Genomic DNA, 20,827 nt, shown 5'->3' on the forward strand with positions numbered 1-20,827 from the left:
CTGAATGGTCAGCTGAACCGTTTGGCTAGAGCGATTGGATCGAGAACAGTGATCTTTTTGCGATCGATATCGACAAGGCTCGATGACTTGAGGTCCCCAAGGAGACGAGTGATTGTCACGCGTGTGGAACCGATGGCCTCGGCGATGGCTTGGTGTGAAAGGCGTAGGTCGATGGTGATGCCACGTTGACCAGGCACGCCGAAATCTCGACACAGCACCAGCAGAAAACTCACCAGCCGAGATGACATGTCCCGATGGGTGAGGGTTTCGATCATCGTTTCGGTCTGAAGAATCCTGCTGGACAGACCCTGCAACAACAGCAAGCCAACACTGGTGTCAGCTTCGATAGCCTGCCGAACAGATGTGGCTGGAGCCGTCACCATCTCCACTCTTGTGAAAGCGATTGAGTGGTAGAAGCGATCAGAGCGGTGACCTGTTAGTAACGACAGAACCCCAAACAAACTGTTTTCACGTAACAAGGCAACAGTGATTTCCTCTCCAGATTCGTAAACCCTGGAGAGGCGGACGGCACCTCGTCGAATGAGATAGACCTTTTCAGCAGGGTCGCCAGGGAAAAAGATGGTTTTCCCACGCTCCACCATCTCGGTATTGGCACCATCGAGTCCCCGAATAACGTCTTGAAGGGTGCGGCTGGCTGGAACCGAGGGGCTTCCGAAGTTCGAGCCCACCGGGCGAATTGTTGGTGGTGCGTAGCGGCTGAAGCCGCGGCTGACCTCGCCCATGGTCCCTACTCGTACTTCGGGATGCTATGGATCAGCCCCTCCTGCTCATGTAGCAAGGAACACGAAACTCCGCATTTTCACCTAGCGGAGAGCGCCGTTCTTTGATCGTTCATGATCTGCTTCAGGCCAGGCTCGGCTAGGTCAAGAAGGGCATTGAGCTGGTCACGGCTAAAAGGAGCTCCTTCCGCAGTGCCCTGCAGCTCCAGCAAATGCCCTTCTTCGTTCATCACGATGTTGAGATCCACATCGGCTTGGCTGTCTTCGCTGTAGTCGAGATCGAGAAGGGGGCGATTGTGGATCACGCCAACGGAGACGGCGGCCACCTGGGATTGGACAGGGTTGGTGTTGAGGACCCCTTGTTGAACAAGACGCTCACAGGCGCGTTGAAGCGCGACCCAAGATCCGCTGATCGCAGCGGTGCGGGTGCCTGCATCCGCCTGAATCACATCGCAATCGATTCTCAACGTGTTTTCGCCGAGAGCTTCCATGTTGATGGCTGCGCGCAGGCTGCGGCCGATTAGGCGCTGAATCTCTTGGGTGCGTCCGCTCAATTTGAGCAGTTCTCTGTTTTGACGCTCCGGAGTTGATCCAGGCAGGAGTCGGTATTCGGCGCTGAGCCACCCCTTGCCTTGATCTTTGCGCCAGCGAGGCACCCCTTCTTGATGACAAACGCTGCAAAGAACAGCGGTGCGTCCGCTGTGGATGATCACTGAACTCAGGGCAAATCCCATGGGATCCCAGCTGATCGAGAAGGGGCGAAGGTCGCCCGGCTGACGTCCGTCATTGCGAGAGGTATCGGTCATAAGCCCAGGGTGCGGAGGTGCTTTGAGCCTGCCAGTTGGCTTGGCACACCATGGATGGTGTTAAAACACTTGTGCATTCGATTTTCACCGCTAGATTCATCCACATCCGGATTTGCCGGACCTCGGCGAATGTGATGACCATCAGCCTCAGCCCTCTCCATCATTCCCGTGAGCCGCGCACTGGTGACCACAGGACTCTCGAGCAAGCAGGGCTTCGAAGACTTCCCTCAGTAGAGGCTCGTCCACCCCTGCGTTTGGTAGCTCCAGAAGGGCAGCTCCAGGTGCATACCGCCTCATTTCGGGGGAGCTTTTCTGGTGTGCTGAGCCAGGCGCTGCGGACGGCAGGCCTGGGTAGCAATGTCTTGATCGCCCAGTTCCTCAAGGGTGGTGTGGGCCAAGGGCCCGAGAGCCGCCTCACCCTGTGCGATCGACTTCGATGGTTGAGGCCTTCCGTGACGGAATGCCTTTCAGAGGAAGCTTCTAGCCGCGATGATGAGGTCAAGGAGGCTGTTCAGTCGGTCTGGGAGATCTGCAAAACCCATCTCTTGGAAGGCACGTTGGACCAACTCGTGCTGGATGAGATTGGCTTGGCGATCGAGCTGGGCTATCTGAGCCATGAGGATGTCTTGTCGGTGTTGGAGCAAAGGCCATCAGCCATGGATGTGATCGTGACGGGGCCGGCGATCCCTGCAGAGATGATGGAGATGGCTGATCAAGTCACGGAATTGCGTAGAGGTTTCTAATGCTGAAGAACGATCGCTGGATTACGGATCAGGCTGATGCAGGGATGCTCGAGCCTTTCCAAAATGGATTAGTGCGCCATCTAGATCCGGATCAACGGAAAAGTCCGGTTCTTAGTTTTGGCTGCTCTTCTTATGGGTACGACTTGAGGCTTTCGCCTAAGGAGTTTTTGATTTTTCGCCATGTTCCTGGCACGATCATGAATCCCAAGCGATTCAACCCTGACAACCTTGAATCAACCCCCATTCATCATGACGAGGATGGGGACTATTTCATCCTTCCGGCGCATTCGTATGGCCTCGGTGTTGCCCTCGAAAAGATGCGAGTGCCACCCAACATCACGGTCATTTGTCTTGGCAAGAGCACCTATGCCCGTTTAGGCATCATTGTGAATACGACTCCGGCAGAGGCTGGCTGGGAAGGTCATCTCACCTTGGAATTTAGTAATAGTTCTGGTGCTGATTGTCGTATTTACGCCAATGAAGGGATCTGCCAGTTGTTGTTTTTTGAAGGGGATCCTTGTGAAACCACCTACAGCGACCGACAAGGTAAATATCAGCATCAACCCGAGCGGGTGACGCTGGCCAAGGTTTAAATCAAGCTGAATTCAGAGATGAATGATGATTGTTAATTCCTAAAATTGTTTTTAGGGAGCAAGCCGGGCTTTATGCAATCTTGTCTTTTCGTACCAAGTTGCAAATTCTGGAGTCCAAGCTTTGAGATGGGGCCACATCAAATCGCAGAGTTCGCGGATTTCTTGCTGGGCATCGAGCTTGGCGCGTAGATCCATGAAATGCAGGAAGGCCCTGAGCGTGAAACTCACCACGAAATGTTGCCTGTAATCGAAGGGGAGGATGCCGCGAGCATGTTCTTCCGCAAAGCCCGCCTGAAGCAATTCCTGATACCGCTCGGCGCTGATTTTGCAGTGGTTTAAATCTTTTTGGCGTTCAGCCTCGCTGTAGAGGTATTTCTTGCCCTTGCGGTCGCTGTACTCACCAACGGGGCGCAGATAAAACACCTCTTCGAGATCGAGTTCTCCAAGTGCAGCCCTACAGATGCGATCGCCTGTGTAGCGCATGGATTGAACATCAAAACTGACGCCCACCCGGTGCGTCCGCGCCTGTTGCATCACGGAATGAGGAAACCAGCCCACGTTCAACACAATCTGGGCATGCTCCATGGGCCCGTAATGCCCCCGTTCTCCCGCTAGGAGGCGTTTGACGCAGATTTCGCCTGCTTTGGTCTCATCCGGCCATTGCTCGCGATCGCCCGCGACGAAGCCCTCGCTGTAGTCCTGGTGCATTCCCACATACACGCACTGTTGCGGATTCGGGGTTGCGGCAATCAGGTCAACTCGAAAACGAGAGTCCATTGGTGTCGTCTGCGATGAACTGTTCATGCTTTGTCTAGCTGTGGCTGCGGGGGCCTGGGCTTGAAACCGTCTCAGCAGCGGTCACGCTGCTGATGGAACCAACTCCTGCAAGCTGAGGCAGCGGCTCATTATTAATCAATGCAACCGCCAATGATTCCAGTTGGTCTGCTGTTCTCGCTCCAAGCGAACGGCCGCGCATCACACCGTCGGCTGAAAATAAATTGAGCTGTGGAATCCCTGTGACGTCATACCGGTCGATCAAATCCAGCCAGCGTGGGTTGTCGATATTCACCAGAACAACGTCAAGTTGATCGGCATGATTCTGTTCCGTTTGGAGCATCGCGGGTGCCATGGCTTGGCAGGCCTCACACCAATCGGCGTAAAACTCCAGCACGGTGGGCCGGGAGTTGTTGAGGGCGACCTCAGGATCCAGCGATTGCCTGGCCAGCTGGTCGAGAGGTGCTTCCTGGTTGAGACCGTTGCGCAGCAGAAATAATCCAGCAGCGAGGACCAGTGCCGTCATGAGCAGCAACCCCTTTTGCAAGGGGGTCAGGGTGGCGGGGGCGGAACTGCCGGTCATGCCGGGAAGACTTGAATGGTTTTACTTTGGCAGGCTGTTGGGTGTGTTGTTGCTAGCGTCTGAAAGCCAATTCCGTTGTTGTGATCTGCTTTCTCGCTGATTTCATCAGTCAACCGTTGGCTCCTTGCTGATGTCTCTTCTTCGTTTCCTCGTCCTGCCGCTGCGGGCCCCCTTGCTGCTTGTGCTGTTTGGTGTTGCAGTTTTCCTTGGCCATCACTGGTCGATCGAGAGCGAGCATTTGATTGCTCTGCAAAATGTGTCTCCCGCCCTGTTCTGGACGGTGGAGGTGTTGCAATCGCTCGTGATTGTGCTCTTCTGCACGATGCCAGATCTTCTTCTTCGCCAGCTGTCGTTATTGATGGCCTCTAGCCGGGTGCTCAGCCTGATCACCACCCTTCTGCTTGTGATCATGGTGGGCCTCTATCTGCTCAGTCTGAGCTTGCTTTCCGATGTGTTGATCTTGGCGTCTGCCACCTTGCTGGCCCGTCTGGACCTCACCCGGATCAAGGTGGTGCCTCCACCTCAGGTCATGGCCTTTTGGTTGTCGGCGTTGGTGCTTGTGGGCATCTGGTTGGGTCAGGATCTGCCGAATCCCCTTGCATCAGCTGTCGCAGCGGTCGGGACCTAATCCGAGATAGGCCCAGAGATTTCCTAGTACTTTTTTTGTGTAGAGGCGTGTTTCTGGATAGGGGATTTGCTCGATCCATAACTCGGGATCGTTCTTTAAAGCGGGGGTGACCCATTGGCTGGCGGCGCCAGGTCCTGCGTTGTAGCTCGCAATAGCCAGCACAATGTTTCCTTGCCATTGCTCGAGCAATTGCGCGAGGTAGCGCGCTCCGAGCCTTGCATTGCGTGTTGGCTCGCGCAGCTGATCCTGGCTGAGTGCACCTCCGGCTAGTTCTTCCGCTGTGGCTGGCATCAGCTGCAGCAACCCGATCGCCCCGACTGGCGAGCTAACGCCTGGGGAGAAGCGGGATTCCTGCTTGGCGATGGCCATCAGAAGTTCATTCCGGACCGTCTCCTTTTGGGATGCGGTCTCAAACACCTCCGAGAGCAGGCGCGGATGCTGGCTGCGGTGGAGGAGCTGTCGCTCTTCGCAGGTTTGATTCACCAGTCTCAAACTGGCGCGCCAAAGACGACTCAGGCCCGTCCATGCATCGCCGACGGCAACACGAAGGCGACCTTCCACGAGTTTTTTTCCTGGATTGGATGGCTGATCGGATGGGGGTTGTTGGTTCCTCCAGGTTTCCCATGCTTCCTGGGTTTGGCCGAGTCGCCAGAGACGATCAAGGAATGGATCGCCACTTTTTAATGGTTCCCAGTGCGATGGAAACGAATCACCGAGATCTGCAGAGCGAGAGGCTGATGCTTGATTGAGATCTGGAAGATCTCCCCGTCCCAGTCTCACCTCGGCGCGCCAGGTGTAATAACTCCTCGGATGGGTTTTGACCAACTTTTCCCAGATGTTTTGGGCTTGCGCTGTTTGGTCTTGCTTCGACAGTGTGAAACCCAGCCAGAACTGCTGCCTTGCGGCCAAAGGTTCAGGAAGATCTGAGCTCGGAATGGCGTTCAGCAATGTTTCTGCCGTTGTCCATTGGTCTTTTAGAAGGGCTTCGCGGGCCAAGTCCCACTGCAGTTGCCAGACCGCTGGATGGTTAGGCCAGCGTTGAAGAACGGCCATGGCATTCGCCGAGTCACCATTCGCCGAGTCACCATTCGCCCAGACACCGAGGCGCACCCGCGCTGCTGCAACATCGGCGGAGCGTTGTTGCAACGCTTGCGGCAGTGCATCCAATAGAGCGAGATCTGGTCGCAGCGGTTCGCTAAGGAGCGCTGCTGCCTTGAGCGCCGCAGGATCGTCTGGATTGCTGATGGCGAGCTCTAGCAAGTGCTGCTTTCCACGCACTTGCTGTTCAGCGGTACCTCTGAGCAGGACCTGACCAATGGCCAAGGCGCTGGCTGGAGTGGTGGGTGTGCCCTGGAGACAGGCTTCCGCTGCACGGCCATCTCCAAGGGCCGCGAGTGCTTGAACGAGCGTCAGTCGATCGTCTTGGTTCAAGCCATTGCCGCTGATCCTTTTGCAGGCTTCCCTGAGCTGCGTGGCAGCTCCTGGCCAACGGGCGCCCCAGCGGGCTAGATGCAAGGCGGCGATGGCTTGCTTGGGAGAGTCCTTTTTGGTTTCTGTTGCTGCCGCTAACGCGGCTGGATGGCCAGGTTGTTGTCGGAACAGCTCGGTGTGGAGCGCTGGCTTGGCTTGCCCGAGGTCATAACGGGCATCGGCACTAGCCGCACTTTGAGGGAACCGTTGGAGCAAGCCTTGCCAATGCTTCTGTGCCTCTGAGGGACGCCCGAGTTTTGCTGCATTTAATGCTTGCTGTTTCAACGTGACCGCAGCCAGTGGATCGATGCCCCAGCCCTGATTGGCCAGCAACCGCTGGGATCTCTCCGCCGCATCGGTGCTGCGCGCTGCGAGCAAGAGAGCTGCTTCCCTCCGTTCACTGGGATTGATCGACCAGCGATAACGGGTCCAGAGATCAGTGCTCGAAAGGGATGGTGTGAGTGGAGTGTGCAGGCGGCGCAAGACCGACTGTCCGCCGAGGACTAGCGCAATGGTGAGGATTGGAGTTCCAGCCAGAAGCAAAAGGCCACGGGTGTGTTGAACGGTCAAGCCTCGGCCAGAAACTGATGGCATTCTGTTCCGAGCGCATGGCATTGGGATGGCAAAGGGGCAAGGGACTCGGCGCCCAGGGAACGAGCAACGCCGTCGCTGTGCAATTGCCGCTGGCCTGGCTTTGTTGGTCTGGGGATTGCGTTGGCTGTGGCCCCTTCAATTCGTGCCTGGCTGGCTGGTTGCAGGGCTGTTGGCTTGGGCGTTGCTGGAAGTAGCAGGGCTGTTGCTCGCCCCGCGACGTTGGCGTTAGAACCAGCGGTCCGGCTTAAGATTGAGTTCATATTTGAGTCGCCATGGCTGAAGCTGCCATCCATCCGTTGGGGCATCTCCCGAAGCCATCGCAGATCAGCTTTGGAACGGACGGCTTGCGTGGTCGGGTGGACACCATGCTCACTCCGGCTTTGGCCCTTCAGGTTGGGTACTGGTGTGGACGCGTGCTTCAGGCCGAGGGGCCTGTGCTGATTGGCATGGATTCGCGCAGCAGCGGCAGCATGTTGGTCGCGGCACTCACCGCTGGCCTCACGGCTTCTGGCCGCGAGGTGTGGACCTTGGGACTCTGTCCCACTCCGGCCGTGCCCGGTTTGATTCGCCGCTACTCAGCGGCTGGTGGCTTGATGGTCTCGGCGAGTCACAACCCTCCGGAAGATAATGGGATCAAAGTGTTTGGCGCCACTGGCAGCAAGCTGTCCCCTGAACGTCAGCAGGCGATTGAAGCCGGCCTTTGTGGTGGAAACGGGGCTGGGATTGCGTTGCCGGCATCTGGAGTGGCACGCCATCGCCCTGAACTTCTTGACGACTACCGCGCGAGCTTGTTGTCCAGCGTTGGGCAGCTCCGACTCGATGGTTTGCCCATTGTTCTGGATCTCTGCTGGGGGTCGGCAACAGCCTGCGGCGCAGAGGTGTTTTCTGCTCTTGGCGCCGATCTCACGGTGTTGCACGGTGATCCGGATGGAACCAAGATCAATGTGAATTGCGGATCAACCCACCTTGAGCCGTTGCGCCGAGCGGTGATCGAGAAGGGCGCCGCCATGGGCTTTGGCTTTGATGGGGATGCCGATCGCATGTTGGCGATTGATGGCCAAGGACGTGTGGTGGATGGCGACCATGTCCTTTTTCTCTGGGGGTCGGTCTTGCAGGAGCAGGGACAGCTGCCGGATCAGCGCTTGGTGGCCACGGTGATGTCGAATTTGGGTTTTGAGCGGGCTTGGCAGGCGCGTGGTGGTCTCTTGGACCGGACACCGGTTGGTGACCAGCATGTGCATGCTGAGATGGTCCGCACGGGGGCAGCCCTTGGCGGCGAGCAATCGGGTCACATCCTTTCCTCCTCCCATGGTTTGGCCGGTGATGGTGTCTTAACGGCTCTTCAGCTCGCAAGCCTCTGCCATGCCCAGCAGCTCTCCTTAGCCGAATGGGTGGATCAGAGCTTTCAGGCCTATCCCCAAAAACTGGTGAATGTGCGCGTCGAGAATCGCGAGCGCAGAAAGGGTTGGGCGGAGTGTGCTCCTCTTTATTCCCTGGTTCAAGAGGCGGAGGCTTCGATGGCTGAAGACGGGCGCGTGCTTGTGCGGGCGAGTGGGACAGAACCACTGCTACGCGTGATGGTTGAGGCTGCCGATCAAGCGGTGGTCGATCACTGGACCTCCCGCTTGGCCGCAGCAGCAGAACAGCATCTCAATGCGTCTTGATCAGCGCCTCTTGATCAGCAGCTTTCGAGAGCCAGCGTGAGCGCTCCATCGCAGGCGTCACCATTCCGGTCGTCCCAGCGCGCATCGACCTGGCGACGCAGTAGGGATGTATCCACGGCTTGTTGAAGGGGCGCCAGATTTAGGAGTGCCCCACCTCTGGCGCAGAGCACGGGCTTGGTGAGCCCCAGGGATGACGCCACGGCTTGAACAGCTTCTGCAAGGGCATTGCCGGAGCGGTCGAGAATGGCCGCGGCTTCAACATTGCCTGCTTCAGCGGCGGCGGAGACGAGCGGTGCTAATTGGGCGAGCTGGGCTGGTTGGTAATCGGGCTGCACAACGAAGGCCTTGATCTCTGCGGCTGTGCGGCAACCAAGGACTTGCCACAATTGGTTGCGCAGTGGTCCGTCTGGGAGTCGGCCATCGGCCATACGCAGGCTGAGCTGGAGCCCCTGATGGCCGAGATCAAAGGCAGCTCCTGCTCCATCCAGTTGCCATCCCCAACCGCCACAACGCTGTTCAAGCCCGTTGTCGTTGCGTCCAACCACAATCATCCCTGTGCCGCTGATCAGCACAATGCCGGCATCGTTGGGGAATGCTCCGCGCAGGGCTGTGCGTTCGTCGCCAGTGGCGACGCAGTGCTCTGTTGGTAGCTCAAGACTGGCTGCAAGCAGGTCTCTAGCGCGGTTCTGAAGCGCGGTGCCCTGCTCCACTCCGCTGGCCCCAACGGCCGCAGCGGTGATCTCCAGCCCGCTGGGATTGGCGGCCTGCAGGCTGCTGCGAATGGCCTCCATGAACCGCGTTTCGCCTCCGGCGGCTTGGAGGTGGCTGACGCCACTGCCCTGGCCCTCGCCTAGCGGTTGCCAGTTCCCGTTGTGCCAACGGCTCAGCTTGCAGCGGCAATGGGTTTGGCCAGCATCGAAACCAACCAAGATCAGTGCATCACTCATCGGTCGATACTCATGGGTCGGTCTGGGTGGTCTGGTGGGCCTGACTCAGGGTTGCCAGGCAAAACCAACCGATGATTTGCACTTCTGGTCGGAAGAAAATGGTGTCTGTGGCACCTTGGATGACCAGCCCGGCGATGGCGGCCAGGCACCCCAGCCAGGGCAATGCCAGATCAGCCGTTGAGCGCAGAGCTCTGAGGCCGTTGCGAACACTGGCTCCAGCCAACCCGAGCACGGCGATCAGGCCTGGAATGCCTGTTTCCACAAGCAGCTCGAGGGGAACGGAATAGGCGCTCAGGGCATTGAACTTGGGCTGTTGATACAGGGGATAAATGGCATTAAATGCAGCGTTGCCTGGCCCGATGCCGAGCCAGGGGCGGTCTTGAATCATTTCGACTGCGGCCAACCACACGTTGATGCGGAAGTTGTTGGAGCTATCGCCTCGTCCAGCCAGGAGGCTGGCGACCCGCGTACGGATGGGATCCACCTGCGTGACCGCGATCGCCAAGGCCACACCAGCCAGCACCAGCAGGGCGATGGGGACGAGACGTCGCCATAGTTTTGGCCAGCTGCGGATGGCACGCAGCACGAGCAGCAGGACCAGCACACCAAGGGCCGCGAGCATGCCCAGCCAACCCCCGCGGCTGTAGCTGAACATGGTGGCCGTTGCTCCCAACACCAGGGCAACAGCTGCATAACAGCGTGCCCCCCAGCCCCGCCAGCGGATCAAGGCAACGAACGCCAACGGCAGAATTGGCACCAGATATCCCGCCAGCAGATTGGGGTTGCCAAGGGGCCCGTAGATCCTGATCGTGCCTGCCGATACCGAGTTGGGATCGGCCCAGAGTGCAAGCTCCTCGGTGGGTCCGTAGAGCTGGCGCAAGGCCATCACACTGCTGAGCACTTCGCCGCCCAGCATCGCGGCCACGAGGCGGTCCCACCATTCGGGGCGATCGGCCAGCAGCTGTCGCATCAAGGCATACACGCCGAGGTAGCTGAGCAGCTTGATCAGGCCTTTCGCTGCTGCGGTTGGAACAGGGGAGAACCCCGTAGCGAGCACGGCGATGCCAAGAAACACGAGCACCAAGGCGCTGATCGCACCGATTCGCTTGGGTTGACTCACGCTGGACCAGAGGATCCATAGCGCTCCGCAGGCCAGAACCACAAGGCCCAGCCCCGTTCGCGTGAGGAAGGGAAGTCCTGCGAGAAGAACCATGAGCAGGATGCTTGCCCACCAGGTCAGGCGCTGGCGCTGCTGATCAGTAGCGGGAAGCAGGCCTTGCCAGCGCAGCAACAGGGGTGGTGGGGCCGGAGCCTCAGCCATGAGGTGTGGGTGCAGCGTCCTTGGAATTATCAACCTGTTGCCAAGCCATCTCCAGATCCCTTAATGCTGGAAGTGGGGCATCAGTGCGCTCAAACAGCACGCGATAGGTGGGTTGTCCCTGCTCATGGACATAGCGCTCCCGTTCCGTTGCTACCGGCAATGGGTTGTCGGTTCGCCATGGCCGTTGATCGTCTTTGGGGCGTGCAAAGCAGTTTGAGAGTTCCACCAGGGCCACCATTGGTTCGATGACGGCCAACACATCGCTTTGTAGAAAGAGGTGTCGGCCGGGATGGAGCCCTGAGGCGATCGAGAGCAACAGGGCGGGTTGCAGCACGCGGCGCTTGCGATGGCGCTGTTTGAACCAGGGATCTGGAAACTGAATGCTGACCAGCTGCAACTGGTCTGCTGGCAACGCTCCTATCCAAGCTTCAAGGCTGATGTTGGCATTGCAAAATAAAAAATGAAGGTTGTGCTGTTGCTGTCGGTCGCGATCGCGTTGGGCTGCTTGCACCAGGGGCAGGCGGATCTCAACTCCGAGATGGTTTCGCTCGGGTTGCAACGCCGCCAACTCCAACAGAAAAAAGCCTCGAGCGCAGCCAATATCGAGATGGATTGGAAGGTGGGGATGCTCAAACAGCTGCTGCGGCGCAGGTAGTTCCAGCGGCAACTGAAAAAAGCGGCTGAGGGGATTGACGTGCTGGCGCATCAGTCCTCAGCTGACGCAATAAGAGGTGCGTGGCGGAGCAAACCCCAGCAAGCGGTGTACCCATGCAGGTAAGTGGTGTTGCTTAAGGGGCCGATCTCGCCATTGCAGAACGCGCCGGCGATTGGCAGATCGGGCAGAACGTCGCGGGCGATCGAAACATCACCATTTGCTTCTCCGAACAGCCCGCTGCCGCGGCCGAGGCAGGCAAACAGGAGGCCACAGAGAGGTGGTGGAAAGGGGCAGCGTTCTTGGCTTGCCTCCAGCAGCTGGCGTGCCTCCAGCCTTGACGATTGCGCTTCTCGGAGCTGAAACTGCACGTGCTGGCCTGGACGCACCCGCTCAGCCACGGCGACTGCACCATTGCGTGGGTCGACGCCAATGAGATTGCGGACCAAGAAATCGCTGGGGCACTCCTGCATCAGATTGCGGCGTTCCACCCCGAGGAAGAGGGAGTGCTGCACCAGCTCTCTGTCCTCCGCATTGAGATCGGCGAGGATGCGCTGCAAGCAGGCCACAGGCGTGTCGCGACGATCGCCATCGCTGAGTTCCAGCAGGACGTTGCGTTGGGCTTGCTCAATCGCAAACACGGGACCAATCGGTCGGCATCCCTGGGCAACGACTGGATCAAGAACCCAGTCGCCGCCGATGCTCACTCCAGCGGCACCGTTAATGATCTGACCATCGAAGAGCAGCGAGCCATGACTGGCGTTATGGGGTGCGGCAATTCCACCGATGATCGCTGCGTTGGGATAGGCGTAATCCAGCCCACTGATCAGGTCATTGATCGCTCCACAACTGGGATCGATGAACAGCAGAAGAGATCGGCTGTCTGCTGGGTCAACGCTGACCCAGTCCTGCCAGTTTTGAACCGGTCCATCGAGATCCGGAAGAGACTCGGTGTCCAGTTGAAACGGCTTCAGCTGAGCTCCGGGGAGATTTAAGAGGGTGATGCTGAGTGCCGTGGTCTGTTCCAGCTCTTGCGATCGTCCGGCGCTATCGGTTCCAACAACGCCGCCCCCTACGAAGCCGATCCAGTGTTCTGCCTGCAGTCGCTGGCTGAGAAGCGGAAGCAACCGCGGCAGATCGCTAGCGAATTGGCTGGAAACAAACACCAGGGCTAAATCGCCTTTTTCCGAGCCGAGTTGATTGGTGACATCTTTCGTTGCCTCTTCCAAAGAGGCACAGCCACTGAGTGCAGTGCGGCACTTGGCCTGGGTTCCGGAGCCTCGGAACCAATCGAGGGGGTTGAACGGAACCATGTATTGGACCCTACCAATCTTGAGGGCTAGGTCGATGGCATCGATAATGGCTCCAACTCGAACCTGCCTGGTGCCTGATCTCCCTTACCGCAGTTTGGTTTGGCTTACCTATCGCTTAGGTGCAACCTTTGCCCTCGGTGTTCCGCTTGTTCTGCTGGTCTGGGCAGGGGTTCGGCGTGAGCCAGCCTTGGTGCGACTGCTGGGTCTGTATTGGAAGGTGGCAAGCCTGTTGCCCATCAGTGTGTTGCTGCTCACCGATCGGCGTCCGATCGGATATGTGATGGCCTTCATTGCACCCGTACTGATGGCGGTTTCGGTGTGGTTCTGGGTGGATCTCAATGAAGAATTGGCCGACAGTGCTCCCGGTAGTGCACTTCCGCTAACCGTTCGGATCTGGCGCTGGGCTCTCAGCGGATTCGCCTTGCTTGCGGCGGGGTTGTCGGCAACAGCGTTGCGCTGTGCAGACCAGCTGAGCGGTGCTGAGTGCCTGGCCTGGTTGGAAGGACCCCAGGGATTGCATCGTGTAGCGGAGCGTTTGTTTGACTTCGTCTTTGGGGGGCAGTGGAGTGAGGCGGTGGCCGCATTCATCGGCTACGTGGCTTTAGTGGCGTATGTGGTGGGGCTCCTCCAGTGGCTCCTGGTGCGCCTGCCGCGGCAGGGGCGGGTGGCTGGTGAATTCTGATTCGTTGTTGCCGGCTCTTGAAGCGATCAGTCGTGATCGTCCCGATCGGGTGTTGCGATTGAGAGGAATGGTGCAGTCCGCTGAAGGTGCGGAAGAAGCACTGGAAGTGTTGATTTTTCGAGGTTTCAGCAGCTGTACCACCCATCCCACGGATTTCGATCCGGACCGAACCGTGCTTCCTGATGGTGCGACGATCCAAACCGCTGAATTGCTGCGCGGCCCACTCAACCCTCAACAGGAGGAGCTGCTGATCGGGCCCCTTCCTCCTGAGCAATTGAGCAAAGCAGAACGCTGGATTTAACTCCTAGCGCCGTTCCAGTACGGACACGCATCGACCGCACAAGCTGGGGTGATCACTGTGCTGACCGATGTCGCTTTCATAGTGCCAACAGCGCTCACACTTCTCTCCTCGAGATAGGGCCACTTCGATGACGGCGAGCTCGTTGTCATCACTGGCCAGCAATTCGGCCCAGGGCTCGCCTCCAATCTGCAACTGGGAGACGAGTAGCCAGTCGCGAAGGCCATCCACCTCTTGCTCCCCCTTGCTTTGGAGCCAGTGGAGGGCGTCTTGAAGCGTGGAGGTGCGCGCTTCGATGCGGACGGCCGCTTCAAGCGATGCTCCGAGCTTGCGCTTGCTTCGGCATTCTTCCAGCACTTTGTTCACCGCTGCGCGCAGCTCGCGAAGCTCCTGCATGGGGGCTTGAAGGCTTTCATCGCGCCACTCCTCTGGCACGGAGGGCCAGCCACTCAGAAACACCGACTCAGTCCCGGTGGGATAGGGGATGTTCTGCCAGATGTCTTCCGCCATGTGGCAGAGCACGGGGGCGATGGCCGCGGCCAGGCGTTCGATGATCAGGGCCATCACGGTTTGGCAGCTGCGCCGACGCTTGTCGTTGGGTGCGCTGACGTACAGCCGGTCTTTGGCAATGTCGAGATAAAAGTTCGATAGATCGGCGACGCAGAAGTTCTGCAGCAACTGGAAGAAGCGAAAGAACTCATAGCGTTCAAACGCCTCACTGATCTGGTCGAGCACGGTTGCGGTGCGCTGCAACATCCAGCGATCGAGCAACGGCAAATCGCTGATGGCGATCGCATCACGACTTGGGACGAAGTCGTGCAGATTGCCCAGCAGGTAGCGCGAGGTGTTGCGCACTTTGCGGTAGACGTCTGAAAGCTGCCGCAGGATGCCAGCACCGATCGGCACGTCTGCCGAATAATCCACAGAACTCACCCATAGGCGGAGCACATCGGCGCCGTAGGCGGGCTCTTGCTTTTGGTTTTTACCGCCTTCGATGATCACCATCGGGTCCACAACATTGCCCAGTGATTTGCTCATCTTTCGGCCTTTCTCATCCAAGGCAAAGCCATGGGTGAGCACGGTCCGGTAGGGCGCTGTGCCATTGACGGCTACCGAGGTCAACAAGGAGGACTGGAACCAGCCGCGATGCTGATCTGATCCCTCTAGATAAAGATCTGCGGGGTAGCTGAGACCGTCGCGTTGGCTCGATACAGAGGCCCAGCTGGAGCCGGAATCGAACCACACATCCATGGTGTCGGTGCCCTTACGCCAGAGATGCGCTTCTGCGCTGTGGCTGGAAGGGAGCAGATCAACCTCGTCTTTCTCCCACCAAATGTCGGCTCCGTGTTCGGCGATCAGTGCTTTGACATGGGCAATGGAGTCTGCATTGAGCAGCACGTCGCCGGTTTCACGCTGGTAAAACACTGGAATGGGGACACCCCAGGTTCGCTGCCGCGAGATACACCAATCGCCCCTTTCGGACACCATCGATTCAATCCTGTTCCGGCCAGATGCCGGCAGCCATTGCACGCCATCGATGGCCGTTAGCGCCTCAGTGCGGAAGCCTTCAACAGAGGCAAACCACTGTTCCGTTGCTCTGAAGATCGTGGGTTTTTTCGTGCGCCAGTCGTAGGGATAGCGATGGCTGTAGTTCTCTTGCAGGAGCAGCGAACCGGAGTCCTCGAGCGCCGTGATGATCACGGCATTGGCATCTTTGAGCACGTTCAAGCCTTCGAATCGGCCTGCCTCTGCGGTGAGGGTTCCAGCTTCATCCACTGGGCAGAGCACGGGCAGCCCATGCTTGCGCCCGGTATTGAAGTCATCGACGCCATGGCCTGGCGCCGTGTGCACCAAGCCCGTACCTGATTCAGTGGTGATGTACTCCCCACCAACAACGATCGGGCTGCGGCGCTCGAGCAGGGGGTGGCTGTAGGTGATGCCAGCAAGATCGACCCCTTTCACGGTGGCTTTGGCTTGAAGAGGGCGTTCAAGCTTGGAGGCGATGGAGTCGCAGAGTTCGGCTGCCACGATCAGAAGCCGCCCGTTGCCGTCATCCGCCAGGCAGTAGTCGAGGCGATCGTTGACCGACACAGCCAGGTTGGCGGGCAGGGTCCAGGGGGTGGTGGTCCAGATCGCCACCTGTAGGCACTCACTTAAGGCGTTGCTATCAGCGGGTACGTCCAAGCCCTGCTCCTTGAGCTTGCTGCGTAGGCCTGCAGGGAGATCAACAACAGGAAATCCCACGTAGACACTGGGGCTGGTGTGTCCATCGGGATATTCCAGTTCGGCTTCGGCCAGGGCAGTGCGTGAGCTAGGGCTCCAGTGCACTGGTTTGAGCCCTCGGTAGATGTGGCCCTTCAGCGCCATCGTTCCAAAGACGTCGATCTGAGCGGCTTCATAGTCCTTTTGAAGCGTGAGATAGGGGTGATCCCAGTCACCCCAGATGCCCCAGCGCTTAAAGCCGGCCATTTGGCCTGCAACTTGCTTTTGGGCGTAGACCGCAGCCTTTTTGCGCAACTTGATCGGGGTGAGCGCTTGACGCTGTTCCTGGCTCATGGCCTGGAGCACTTTGAGCTCGATCGGTAGACCATGGCAGTCCCAGCCAGGGACGAAACGCACCTTCCGGCCTTGCATCAGTCGATGCTTATTGATGATGTCCTTGAGCACTTTGTTCAAGGCGTGGCCCATGTGCAGGGCGCCGTTGGCATATGGGGGCCCGTCATGCAGGGTGAACATCGGGCCGGGATTGTTGCGTCCCAGATCCAGGTCAATGCCTTTCTCTTTCCAGAAGGCCTGGAGTTCTGGTTCGCGGTGGATGGCATTGGCACGCATGCCAAACGCCGTCTCCAGCAGGTTGAGGGTGTCTTTATAGGACGGGCGCTGATTAGCGTCCTGGCCTGTCTGCTGGGTCACGTTGGCGCTGCAGCAAAGGGGATTATCAGTCTTCGTCGGTGCGTGCTGCTTCGGAGGCTGTGTTTGAGGCTGTGTCGATGGCGGTGTCAACACTTCCGTCATCAATGCTTTCCGTGCTCATTTCAGCCTTGGTTTCAGCTTGGGATTCATCGCTGCTGGACGTAGAACTCACCTTTTGAGTTTCCAGAGATGGTTCTGGGCTGTCTGGACGGACCCAGCGCTTCTTGCGTTGTTTTTTGGTGTCTGGCGTTTCAGCTTTGGCGTCCTTGTCGTTGCTGGCCTCACTGCTCTCACTGCTGGGAGGAGTGTCTAGATCTGCGTCCTTGGATGGCTGCTCAGGTCGCACCCACAGTTTGTTGGTTCCGGTTTTAGCGTCCGGCTTCAGGCTTTTGAGCGTGTCAGTGGTTGCGCTTACAAGGCTGGCCAAGACGGTGGTGAGTTGTTGAAGGCTCGTGGTCCAGCGTTCTCGGGAGCCGAGTCTTTGCCGCTCCTCCACGCTGAGTTGTTGCCAGCGGGCTTGCCCTACTTCTGCTCCTAGGCGGCTGATTAGCAAACCAGCGCAGGCCACCCCCAGCATGGGAGCGCCTCGTAATCGATCACTGCTGGTCACGAGGACCAGCCCAAGCAGGAGGACGACCGCTCCCCAGGCGCCATCGCGGGGCCGACTGAGTTCAGTGGCGAGCAGTGGCAGCAGCAGAACTGCAAGACCCGCCAGCAAACAGAGGTCTCCAGTGAGAGTGGCCAGCATCGGGGAATCGAGTGTCGACGTTGCTCCCATTCTGCGTCGATGTATAGGATTCGCTTCTGCCCATCTGGCGGAATTGGTAGACGCGCTGGTTTTAGGTACCAGTGACTTCGGTTGTGCGAGTTCAAGTCTCGCGGTGGGCATTCCTTTTCCTAGATTGGTGTTGCATGTAGCAGCGGCAACACAGGAATCTTTCGATGACTCAGGCACTCGCACAACCGGAGAGCTCGGGATTGACCCCCAGGCTTCGGTCAGTGCCTAAGGAGTTTGTGGATCCACCGTCTGTATGGAACCCAACCGTTGGCCTGTTTTTAGGCGGGTACGGCTTAGCAGCCTTGACTATTTGGGGCTGGTTTGTTGGTGGTTGGCCGTTGCCATTGCTCTTGATTTCCGGATTCTTAGCGCTTCATTTGGAGGGCACCGTTGTTCACGATGCCTGTCACAACGCTGCTCATCCGATCCCCTGGATCAACCAAGCGATGGGGCATGGTTCAGCCTTGCTATTGGGATTTAGTTTTCCTGTTTTTACGCGAGTGCACTTGCAACATCATTCCCATGTGAATGATCCAAAAAATGATCCTGATCACATCGTTAGTACGTTTGGTCCTCTCTGGTTAATTGCTCCAAGGTTTTTTTATCACGAGTTTTTCTTCTTTCAGCGCAAGCTCTGGAAGCGTTGGGAGTTGATGCAGTGGGGATTCGAACGAGCAATCTTCTTTACGATCATTGCTGCAGCAATTCGATTCGACTTTCTGCCTTTTATTTTTAATTGTTGGTTTGCACCCGCGCTCATGGTGGGGGTCACGCTTGGTCTGTTTTTTGATTACCTGCCCCATAGACCATTTTTATCGAGGAATCGCTGGCAAAACGCTCGTGTGTATCCGGGCCGTACGATGAATTGGTTGATTATGGGCCAAAATTATCATTTAGTGCACCATCTTTGGCCCTCTATTCCATGGTTTGAATACAAGCCCGCCTATGAGGCAACCAAGCCTCTTCTTGATGCAAAAGAATCACCACAGAGGCTGGGAATCTTTGAAACTCGCTCTGATGTTGTCAATTTCTTCTATGACATTCTGATTGGAGTTCGTAGTCACAAGCCAAGGGGCAGCAAGATGCGACCGATCGCCAAACTTTTGCCGAGCAGGCGTCTGAGGCGTGGCTGGCTTTCGTTGTTACGGCGGACAGCCGTTACTCCGGCACGCCAGCGTTTCTAGATCGTAACGCCAACGTGCCGCTTTCGATGCGTTAATTGCCTAGTCCGCGAGGATCTTGGGAACCCTGAAGAAGTCCCCTTCCCGTTGCGGGGCTTGATCTAAGAGTTCCTGGCGCACATCTGTATCAACAACAATGTCCTCACGCGTTGCATTGACCACTTCCACAGCACGTGTTGTAGGTAAAACCCCATCGGTCTCCACCGCTTGAAGCTGATCCACGTAATCGAGAATTCGCTCAAGTTGCCCGGTATAGGTGGCGATGGTGTCTTCAGGGAGGTCAAGGCGGGCAAGTTTGGCCACCTTGCGAACGTCGTCGGCGGTGATCTTGCTCATGCAGCGGAGAGAAAGGTTTCAAGATCTTCGCGCAGTGCCGTGACCGCCGTATCCAGCAACCCCGCTCCATGTTCTGCCGTGGCGAGATAGGGGTGAGAGCCCATGCGGCCATCGGGATAACGTCTGCGAAAATCGGCTGGGCCGTGAATCGCTCCGCATGGGGCGGGGTCAGGTAGGGGCCTTTGCTTGGCGATCAGGCTGTCGTGAAGGTGGAGGGTGACGGCGATCTCGCTGGGGGTGGCATGTTGGCCTTCGCGATCGCCATAGAGCTCTCGGGCTTGGCGCATCACAGGTCCTGCCATGAACCAGTTGGAGAGTCTGCAGCGCAATTTGGATGCCACCGGAAGTCCTCGGCTGGCGGCCGTTCCATAGGCCTGGGCAAAGGCTGCTTTGGTCGTGGCCATGTTGCCTCCGTGGCCATTCACCACAAAGATTCGCTCGAACCCATGGGTGGCCAACGACAAGACAAGGTCATGCATCACCGCCATCAGGGTGGCTGGCTGAAGACTCATCGTGCCCGCGAAGCCGAGATGGTGTTCAGCCATGCCATAGGCCTGAGCTGGGGTGACCAGCACGCCACTGCTGCGACCGAGCTCAAGCGCCACAGCTTCTGCTGTGAGGGCATCAGTCCCAATCGCACCTGTGGGTCCATGTTGTTCTGTGGAACCCAACGGAATGATGATTCCTTTGCAGCTGTTCAGATAGGCCTCAACATCGGGCCAACTCTGCAGAGCCAAACGAATGGCTTCGGTGTTGGCTGTGGGGCCAGGAAGGGTGGCGTTCATGCCATCTCGATCAGTGGCTTGATGATCGCTCAGCTCGCGCCTTAGTGCGCTGTGCCGTTGCCGTCGTACTTGTCGGTGTTGTAGTAGCCGCCTCTAGTACCGAAGTAAAAGGTGGCGATCACGAACAGTCCGCTGCCAAAGACCAAGACGGTCCCGAGATTGAAGCCGGAGAGGGCGGCGTCCATGCTTAGTAGGTCACTACATAGATCATGCCAAGGTCTTACAAGCTGAGTCGCCTTGGTGAGCTGATCGTCACCGGAGTAGCGCTGATCTCAGGGCATGATCTCCTCGCCGTCTCCCTCAATATCCAACCAATCGCGTAACCAGGCGGTGAGCCAGATGAAGGGAAGGGTGTCGGCAAAAGCAGCAAGGGCTTTGAACAAATAGCCGCTGGCGATGAAAGCTCCCAGCTGAGGAAGAACCGCTTCTCCAGCGCGGATGGGCAACACATGGGCGGCGTAGTGGCTGATTAACACCACGGCACTGGTGTCGACCAATTGGCTCACCAAGGTGGAGCCGTTGTTGCGCAGCCAGAGGGCCTTGCCATTCGTGCGTTTCTTCCAAAAGTGGAACAAACGCACGTCTACAAATTGGGCCGTGAGGTAAGCCACCATCGAGGCTCCGACGGACCCGAAGGCCAGGCGTTGAATCTCAAAAAATGTGGATTCAGGAGCACCATTGAGCCCTGGCATCAGGCCTCCGAGCCACAGGATTAAAACCACCCATCCATTGAGCAAGAGACCTACCCACACCACCTGAGTGGCCCTCTCCTCTCCCCAAAGCTCACTGATGAGATCAGTGCATAAAAAGGTCACGGGATAGGGAAGCGCACCCACGGCAACCACGATGGGGAAGGACCCGATCTGCCCTAGAGCAAGAAACCGCGTTAGGCCAAGGATGTTCAGCATCCCCAGGGTGCCGAGGAAGAGTCCGGCCAGCACAAGAAAGACCAGGTCTCGCCTGGCTTGGATGTGGCTTGTGGTGGCTGTGGCTGATGCCGACATGGAGTCGTCGTTCATCGTTTGC

At 57.9% G+C, this 20,827-nt stretch carries 23 protein-coding genes and 1 tRNA gene; 9 read left to right on the forward strand and 15 right to left on the reverse strand.

Annotation, left to right across the window (positions count from 1 at the left end):
- Positions 1-8 precede the first annotated feature (8 nt).
- On the reverse strand, positions 9-743 hold the full coding sequence (ntcA, locus tag SynPROS91_RS01560) for a global nitrogen regulator NtcA (protein WP_186517829.1): 735 nt from the start codon (positions 741-743) through the stop codon (positions 9-11).
- A gap of 77 nt (positions 744-820) precedes the next feature.
- Positions 821-1,546, reverse strand: a complete 726-nt coding sequence (rph, locus tag SynPROS91_RS01565; RefSeq protein ID WP_186517830.1) for a ribonuclease PH — start codon at positions 1,544-1,546, stop codon at positions 821-823.
- 134 nt (positions 1,547-1,680) lie between these two features.
- Between rph and SynPROS91_RS01570 the strand changes: the two genes are divergently transcribed.
- Both SynPROS91_RS01570 and dcd read left to right on the forward strand, forming a co-directional pair.
- The gene (locus SynPROS91_RS01570; protein WP_186519295.1) at positions 1,681-2,289 is read left to right on the forward strand and encodes a cob(I)yrinic acid a,c-diamide adenosyltransferase; all 609 of its coding nucleotides are present in this window, start codon (positions 1,681-1,683) and stop codon (positions 2,287-2,289) included.
- Positions 2,289-2,882 carry a dCTP deaminase gene (dcd, locus tag SynPROS91_RS01575; protein WP_186517831.1) on the forward strand — a complete coding sequence of 198 codons (594 nt, stop codon included), beginning with the start codon at positions 2,289-2,291 and terminating at the stop codon, positions 2,880-2,882. The genes SynPROS91_RS01570 and dcd overlap by 1 nt, the downstream gene beginning before the upstream one ends.
- A gap of 51 nt (positions 2,883-2,933) precedes the next feature.
- Here the strand turns inward: dcd and thyX are convergent, their stop codons facing one another.
- Both thyX and SynPROS91_RS01585 read right to left on the reverse strand, forming a co-directional pair.
- Complete coding sequence (gene thyX, locus SynPROS91_RS01580) at positions 2,934-3,659, reverse strand: FAD-dependent thymidylate synthase (RefSeq protein ID WP_186517832.1); 726 nt, start codon at positions 3,657-3,659, stop codon at positions 2,934-2,936.
- A gap of 34 nt (positions 3,660-3,693) precedes the next feature.
- Entirely contained in the window at positions 3,694-4,239 is a 546-nt protein-coding gene (locus tag SynPROS91_RS01585) for a thioredoxin domain-containing protein (protein WP_186517833.1), read from the reverse strand.
- 130 nt (positions 4,240-4,369) lie between these two features.
- Here SynPROS91_RS01585 and SynPROS91_RS01590 point away from each other — a divergent pair, with 130 nt between their 5' ends.
- Positions 4,370-4,867, forward strand: coding sequence for a hypothetical protein (locus SynPROS91_RS01590; RefSeq protein WP_186517834.1), 498 nt, complete (start codon positions 4,370-4,372; stop codon positions 4,865-4,867).
- On the opposite strand, the gene SynPROS91_RS01595 is transcribed toward SynPROS91_RS01590, so the two are convergent.
- Positions 4,841-6,931 carry a transglycosylase SLT domain-containing protein gene (locus SynPROS91_RS01595; RefSeq protein ID WP_186517842.1) on the reverse strand — a complete coding sequence of 697 codons (2,091 nt, stop codon included), beginning with the start codon at positions 6,929-6,931 and terminating at the stop codon, positions 4,841-4,843. The genes SynPROS91_RS01590 and SynPROS91_RS01595 overlap by 27 nt on opposite strands.
- Positions 6,932-6,956: 25 nt before the next feature.
- Here SynPROS91_RS01595 and SynPROS91_RS01600 point away from each other — a divergent pair, with 25 nt between their 5' ends.
- The gene (locus SynPROS91_RS01600; protein ID WP_186517844.1) at positions 6,957-7,160 is read left to right on the forward strand and encodes a hypothetical protein; all 204 of its coding nucleotides are present in this window, start codon (positions 6,957-6,959) and stop codon (positions 7,158-7,160) included.
- A gap of 43 nt (positions 7,161-7,203) precedes the next feature.
- Positions 7,204-8,595 (forward strand): phosphoglucosamine mutase, encoded by a 1,392-nt coding sequence (glmM, locus tag SynPROS91_RS01605; protein WP_186517846.1) that lies wholly within the window; start codon positions 7,204-7,206, stop codon positions 8,593-8,595.
- Positions 8,596-8,609: 14 nt separating this feature from the next.
- Here glmM and SynPROS91_RS01610 read toward each other — a convergent pair whose 3' ends face one another.
- From SynPROS91_RS01610 to SynPROS91_RS01625, 4 genes are read right to left on the reverse strand one after another with little or no spacing between them, the layout of a single operon-like run.
- Positions 8,610-9,542, reverse strand: coding sequence for a BadF/BadG/BcrA/BcrD ATPase family protein (locus tag SynPROS91_RS01610; protein WP_186517847.1), 933 nt, complete (start codon positions 9,540-9,542; stop codon positions 8,610-8,612).
- 10 nt (positions 9,543-9,552) lie between these two features.
- Entirely contained in the window at positions 9,553-10,863 is a 1,311-nt protein-coding gene (locus SynPROS91_RS01615) for an IctB family putative bicarbonate transporter (RefSeq protein WP_186517849.1), read from the reverse strand.
- Positions 10,856-11,569, reverse strand: coding sequence for a tRNA (guanosine(46)-N7)-methyltransferase TrmB (trmB, locus tag SynPROS91_RS01620; RefSeq protein WP_186517851.1), 714 nt, complete (start codon positions 11,567-11,569; stop codon positions 10,856-10,858). Before trmB ends, SynPROS91_RS01615 begins: the two co-directional genes overlap by 8 nt.
- Entirely contained in the window at positions 11,569-12,828 is a 1,260-nt protein-coding gene (locus tag SynPROS91_RS01625) for an FIST N-terminal domain-containing protein (RefSeq protein ID WP_186517853.1), read from the reverse strand. The genes trmB and SynPROS91_RS01625 overlap by 1 nt, the downstream gene beginning before the upstream one ends.
- A 70-nt stretch (positions 12,829-12,898) precedes the next feature.
- Between SynPROS91_RS01625 and SynPROS91_RS01630 the strand changes: the two genes are divergently transcribed.
- Together SynPROS91_RS01630 and SynPROS91_RS01635 are read left to right on the forward strand one after the other, a co-directional pair.
- Positions 12,899-13,510, forward strand: coding sequence for a DUF3177 family protein (locus SynPROS91_RS01630; protein WP_186517855.1), 612 nt, complete (start codon positions 12,899-12,901; stop codon positions 13,508-13,510).
- Positions 13,500-13,811 carry a hypothetical protein gene (locus SynPROS91_RS01635; RefSeq protein WP_186517857.1) on the forward strand — a complete coding sequence of 104 codons (312 nt, stop codon included), beginning with the start codon at positions 13,500-13,502 and terminating at the stop codon, positions 13,809-13,811. The genes SynPROS91_RS01630 and SynPROS91_RS01635 overlap by 11 nt, the downstream gene beginning before the upstream one ends.
- Before the next feature lie 3 nt (positions 13,812-13,814).
- On the opposite strand, the gene ileS is transcribed toward SynPROS91_RS01635, so the two are convergent.
- Positions 13,815-16,721, reverse strand: coding sequence for an isoleucine--tRNA ligase (gene ileS, locus SynPROS91_RS01640; RefSeq protein WP_186517859.1), 2,907 nt, complete (start codon positions 16,719-16,721; stop codon positions 13,815-13,817).
- 25 nt (positions 16,722-16,746) lie between these two features.
- On the reverse strand, positions 16,747-17,499 hold the full coding sequence (locus tag SynPROS91_RS01645; RefSeq protein ID WP_255439860.1) for a Ycf66 family protein: 753 nt from the start codon (positions 17,497-17,499) through the stop codon (positions 16,747-16,749).
- 28 nt (positions 17,500-17,527) lie between these two features.
- Here SynPROS91_RS01645 and SynPROS91_RS01650 point away from each other — a divergent pair.
- Together SynPROS91_RS01650 and crtR are read left to right on the forward strand one after the other, a co-directional pair.
- Positions 17,528-17,609: transfer RNA gene (locus tag SynPROS91_RS01650), tRNA-Leu, on the forward strand.
- A gap of 54 nt (positions 17,610-17,663) precedes the next feature.
- Positions 17,664-18,683, forward strand: a complete 1,020-nt coding sequence (crtR, locus tag SynPROS91_RS01655) for a beta-carotene hydroxylase (protein WP_186517861.1) — start codon at positions 17,664-17,666, stop codon at positions 18,681-18,683.
- Between the two features lie 39 nt (positions 18,684-18,722).
- On the opposite strand, the gene gatC is transcribed toward crtR, so the two are convergent.
- The 4 genes from gatC to SynPROS91_RS01675 all read right to left on the reverse strand — a co-directional run bounded on the left by gatC (position 18,723) and on the right by SynPROS91_RS01675 (position 20,820).
- A complete protein-coding gene (gatC, locus tag SynPROS91_RS01660; protein ID WP_186517863.1) occupies positions 18,723-19,016 on the reverse strand; it encodes an Asp-tRNA(Asn)/Glu-tRNA(Gln) amidotransferase subunit GatC in 294 nt (97 codons plus the stop codon).
- Positions 19,013-19,801 carry a creatininase family protein gene (locus SynPROS91_RS01665; protein WP_186517865.1) on the reverse strand — a complete coding sequence of 263 codons (789 nt, stop codon included), beginning with the start codon at positions 19,799-19,801 and terminating at the stop codon, positions 19,013-19,015. Before SynPROS91_RS01665 ends, gatC begins: the two co-directional genes overlap by 4 nt.
- 41 nt (positions 19,802-19,842) lie before the next feature.
- Positions 19,843-19,986: a hypothetical protein gene (locus tag SynPROS91_RS01670; protein WP_006853653.1), complete on the reverse strand. Its 144-nt coding sequence runs from the start codon at positions 19,984-19,986 to the stop codon at positions 19,843-19,845.
- 87 nt (positions 19,987-20,073) lie between these two features.
- A complete protein-coding gene (locus SynPROS91_RS01675) occupies positions 20,074-20,820 on the reverse strand; it encodes a queuosine precursor transporter (RefSeq protein WP_255439861.1) in 747 nt (248 codons plus the stop codon).
- Between the last annotated feature and the right edge of the window lie 7 nt (positions 20,821-20,827).

The organism is Synechococcus sp. PROS-9-1, assembly GCF_014279775.1.
GTDB lineage: Bacteria > Cyanobacteriota > Cyanobacteriia > PCC-6307 > Cyanobiaceae > Synechococcus_C.

What these genes read in the sequence shown, in the direction of transcription:
- ntcA (WP_186517829.1), bottom strand. Translation starts at nt 743, where the DNA reads ATGGGCGAGGTCAGCCGCGGCTTCAGCCGCTACGCACCACCAACAATT.
- rph (WP_186517830.1), bottom strand. Translation starts at nt 1,546, where the DNA reads ATGACCGATACCTCTCGCAATGACGGACGTCAGCCGGGCGACCTTCGC.
- SynPROS91_RS01570 (WP_186519295.1), top strand. Translation starts at nt 1,681, where the DNA reads ATGACCATCAGCCTCAGCCCTCTCCATCATTCCCGTGAGCCGCGCACT.
- dcd (WP_186517831.1), top strand. Translation starts at nt 2,289, where the DNA reads ATGCTGAAGAACGATCGCTGGATTACGGATCAGGCTGATGCAGGGATG.
- thyX (WP_186517832.1), bottom strand. Translation starts at nt 3,659, where the DNA reads ATGGACTCTCGTTTTCGAGTTGACCTGATTGCCGCAACCCCGAATCCG.
- SynPROS91_RS01585 (WP_186517833.1), bottom strand. Translation starts at nt 4,239, where the DNA reads ATGACCGGCAGTTCCGCCCCCGCCACCCTGACCCCCTTGCAAAAGGGG.
- SynPROS91_RS01590 (WP_186517834.1), top strand. Translation starts at nt 4,370, where the DNA reads ATGTCTCTTCTTCGTTTCCTCGTCCTGCCGCTGCGGGCCCCCTTGCTG.
- SynPROS91_RS01595 (WP_186517842.1), bottom strand. Translation starts at nt 6,931, where the DNA reads ATGCCATCAGTTTCTGGCCGAGGCTTGACCGTTCAACACACCCGTGGC.
- SynPROS91_RS01600 (WP_186517844.1), top strand. Translation starts at nt 6,957, where the DNA reads ATGGCAAAGGGGCAAGGGACTCGGCGCCCAGGGAACGAGCAACGCCGT.
- glmM (WP_186517846.1), top strand. Translation starts at nt 7,204, where the DNA reads ATGGCTGAAGCTGCCATCCATCCGTTGGGGCATCTCCCGAAGCCATCG.
- SynPROS91_RS01610 (WP_186517847.1), bottom strand. Translation starts at nt 9,542, where the DNA reads ATGAGTGATGCACTGATCTTGGTTGGTTTCGATGCTGGCCAAACCCAT.
- SynPROS91_RS01615 (WP_186517849.1), bottom strand. Translation starts at nt 10,863, where the DNA reads ATGGCTGAGGCTCCGGCCCCACCACCCCTGTTGCTGCGCTGGCAAGGC.
- trmB (WP_186517851.1), bottom strand. Translation starts at nt 11,569, where the DNA reads ATGCGCCAGCACGTCAATCCCCTCAGCCGCTTTTTTCAGTTGCCGCTG.
- SynPROS91_RS01625 (WP_186517853.1), bottom strand. Translation starts at nt 12,828, where the DNA reads ATGGTTCCGTTCAACCCCCTCGATTGGTTCCGAGGCTCCGGAACCCAG.
- SynPROS91_RS01645 (WP_255439860.1), bottom strand. Translation starts at nt 17,499, where the DNA reads ATGGGAGCAACGTCGACACTCGATTCCCCGATGCTGGCCACTCTCACT.
- crtR (WP_186517861.1), top strand. Translation starts at nt 17,664, where the DNA reads ATGACTCAGGCACTCGCACAACCGGAGAGCTCGGGATTGACCCCCAGG.
- gatC (WP_186517863.1), bottom strand. Translation starts at nt 19,016, where the DNA reads ATGAGCAAGATCACCGCCGACGACGTTCGCAAGGTGGCCAAACTTGCC.
- SynPROS91_RS01665 (WP_186517865.1), bottom strand. Translation starts at nt 19,801, where the DNA reads ATGAACGCCACCCTTCCTGGCCCCACAGCCAACACCGAAGCCATTCGT.
- SynPROS91_RS01670 (WP_006853653.1), bottom strand. Translation starts at nt 19,986, where the DNA reads ATGGACGCCGCCCTCTCCGGCTTCAATCTCGGGACCGTCTTGGTCTTT.
- SynPROS91_RS01675 (WP_255439861.1), bottom strand. Translation starts at nt 20,820, where the DNA reads ATGAACGACGACTCCATGTCGGCATCAGCCACAGCCACCACAAGCCAC.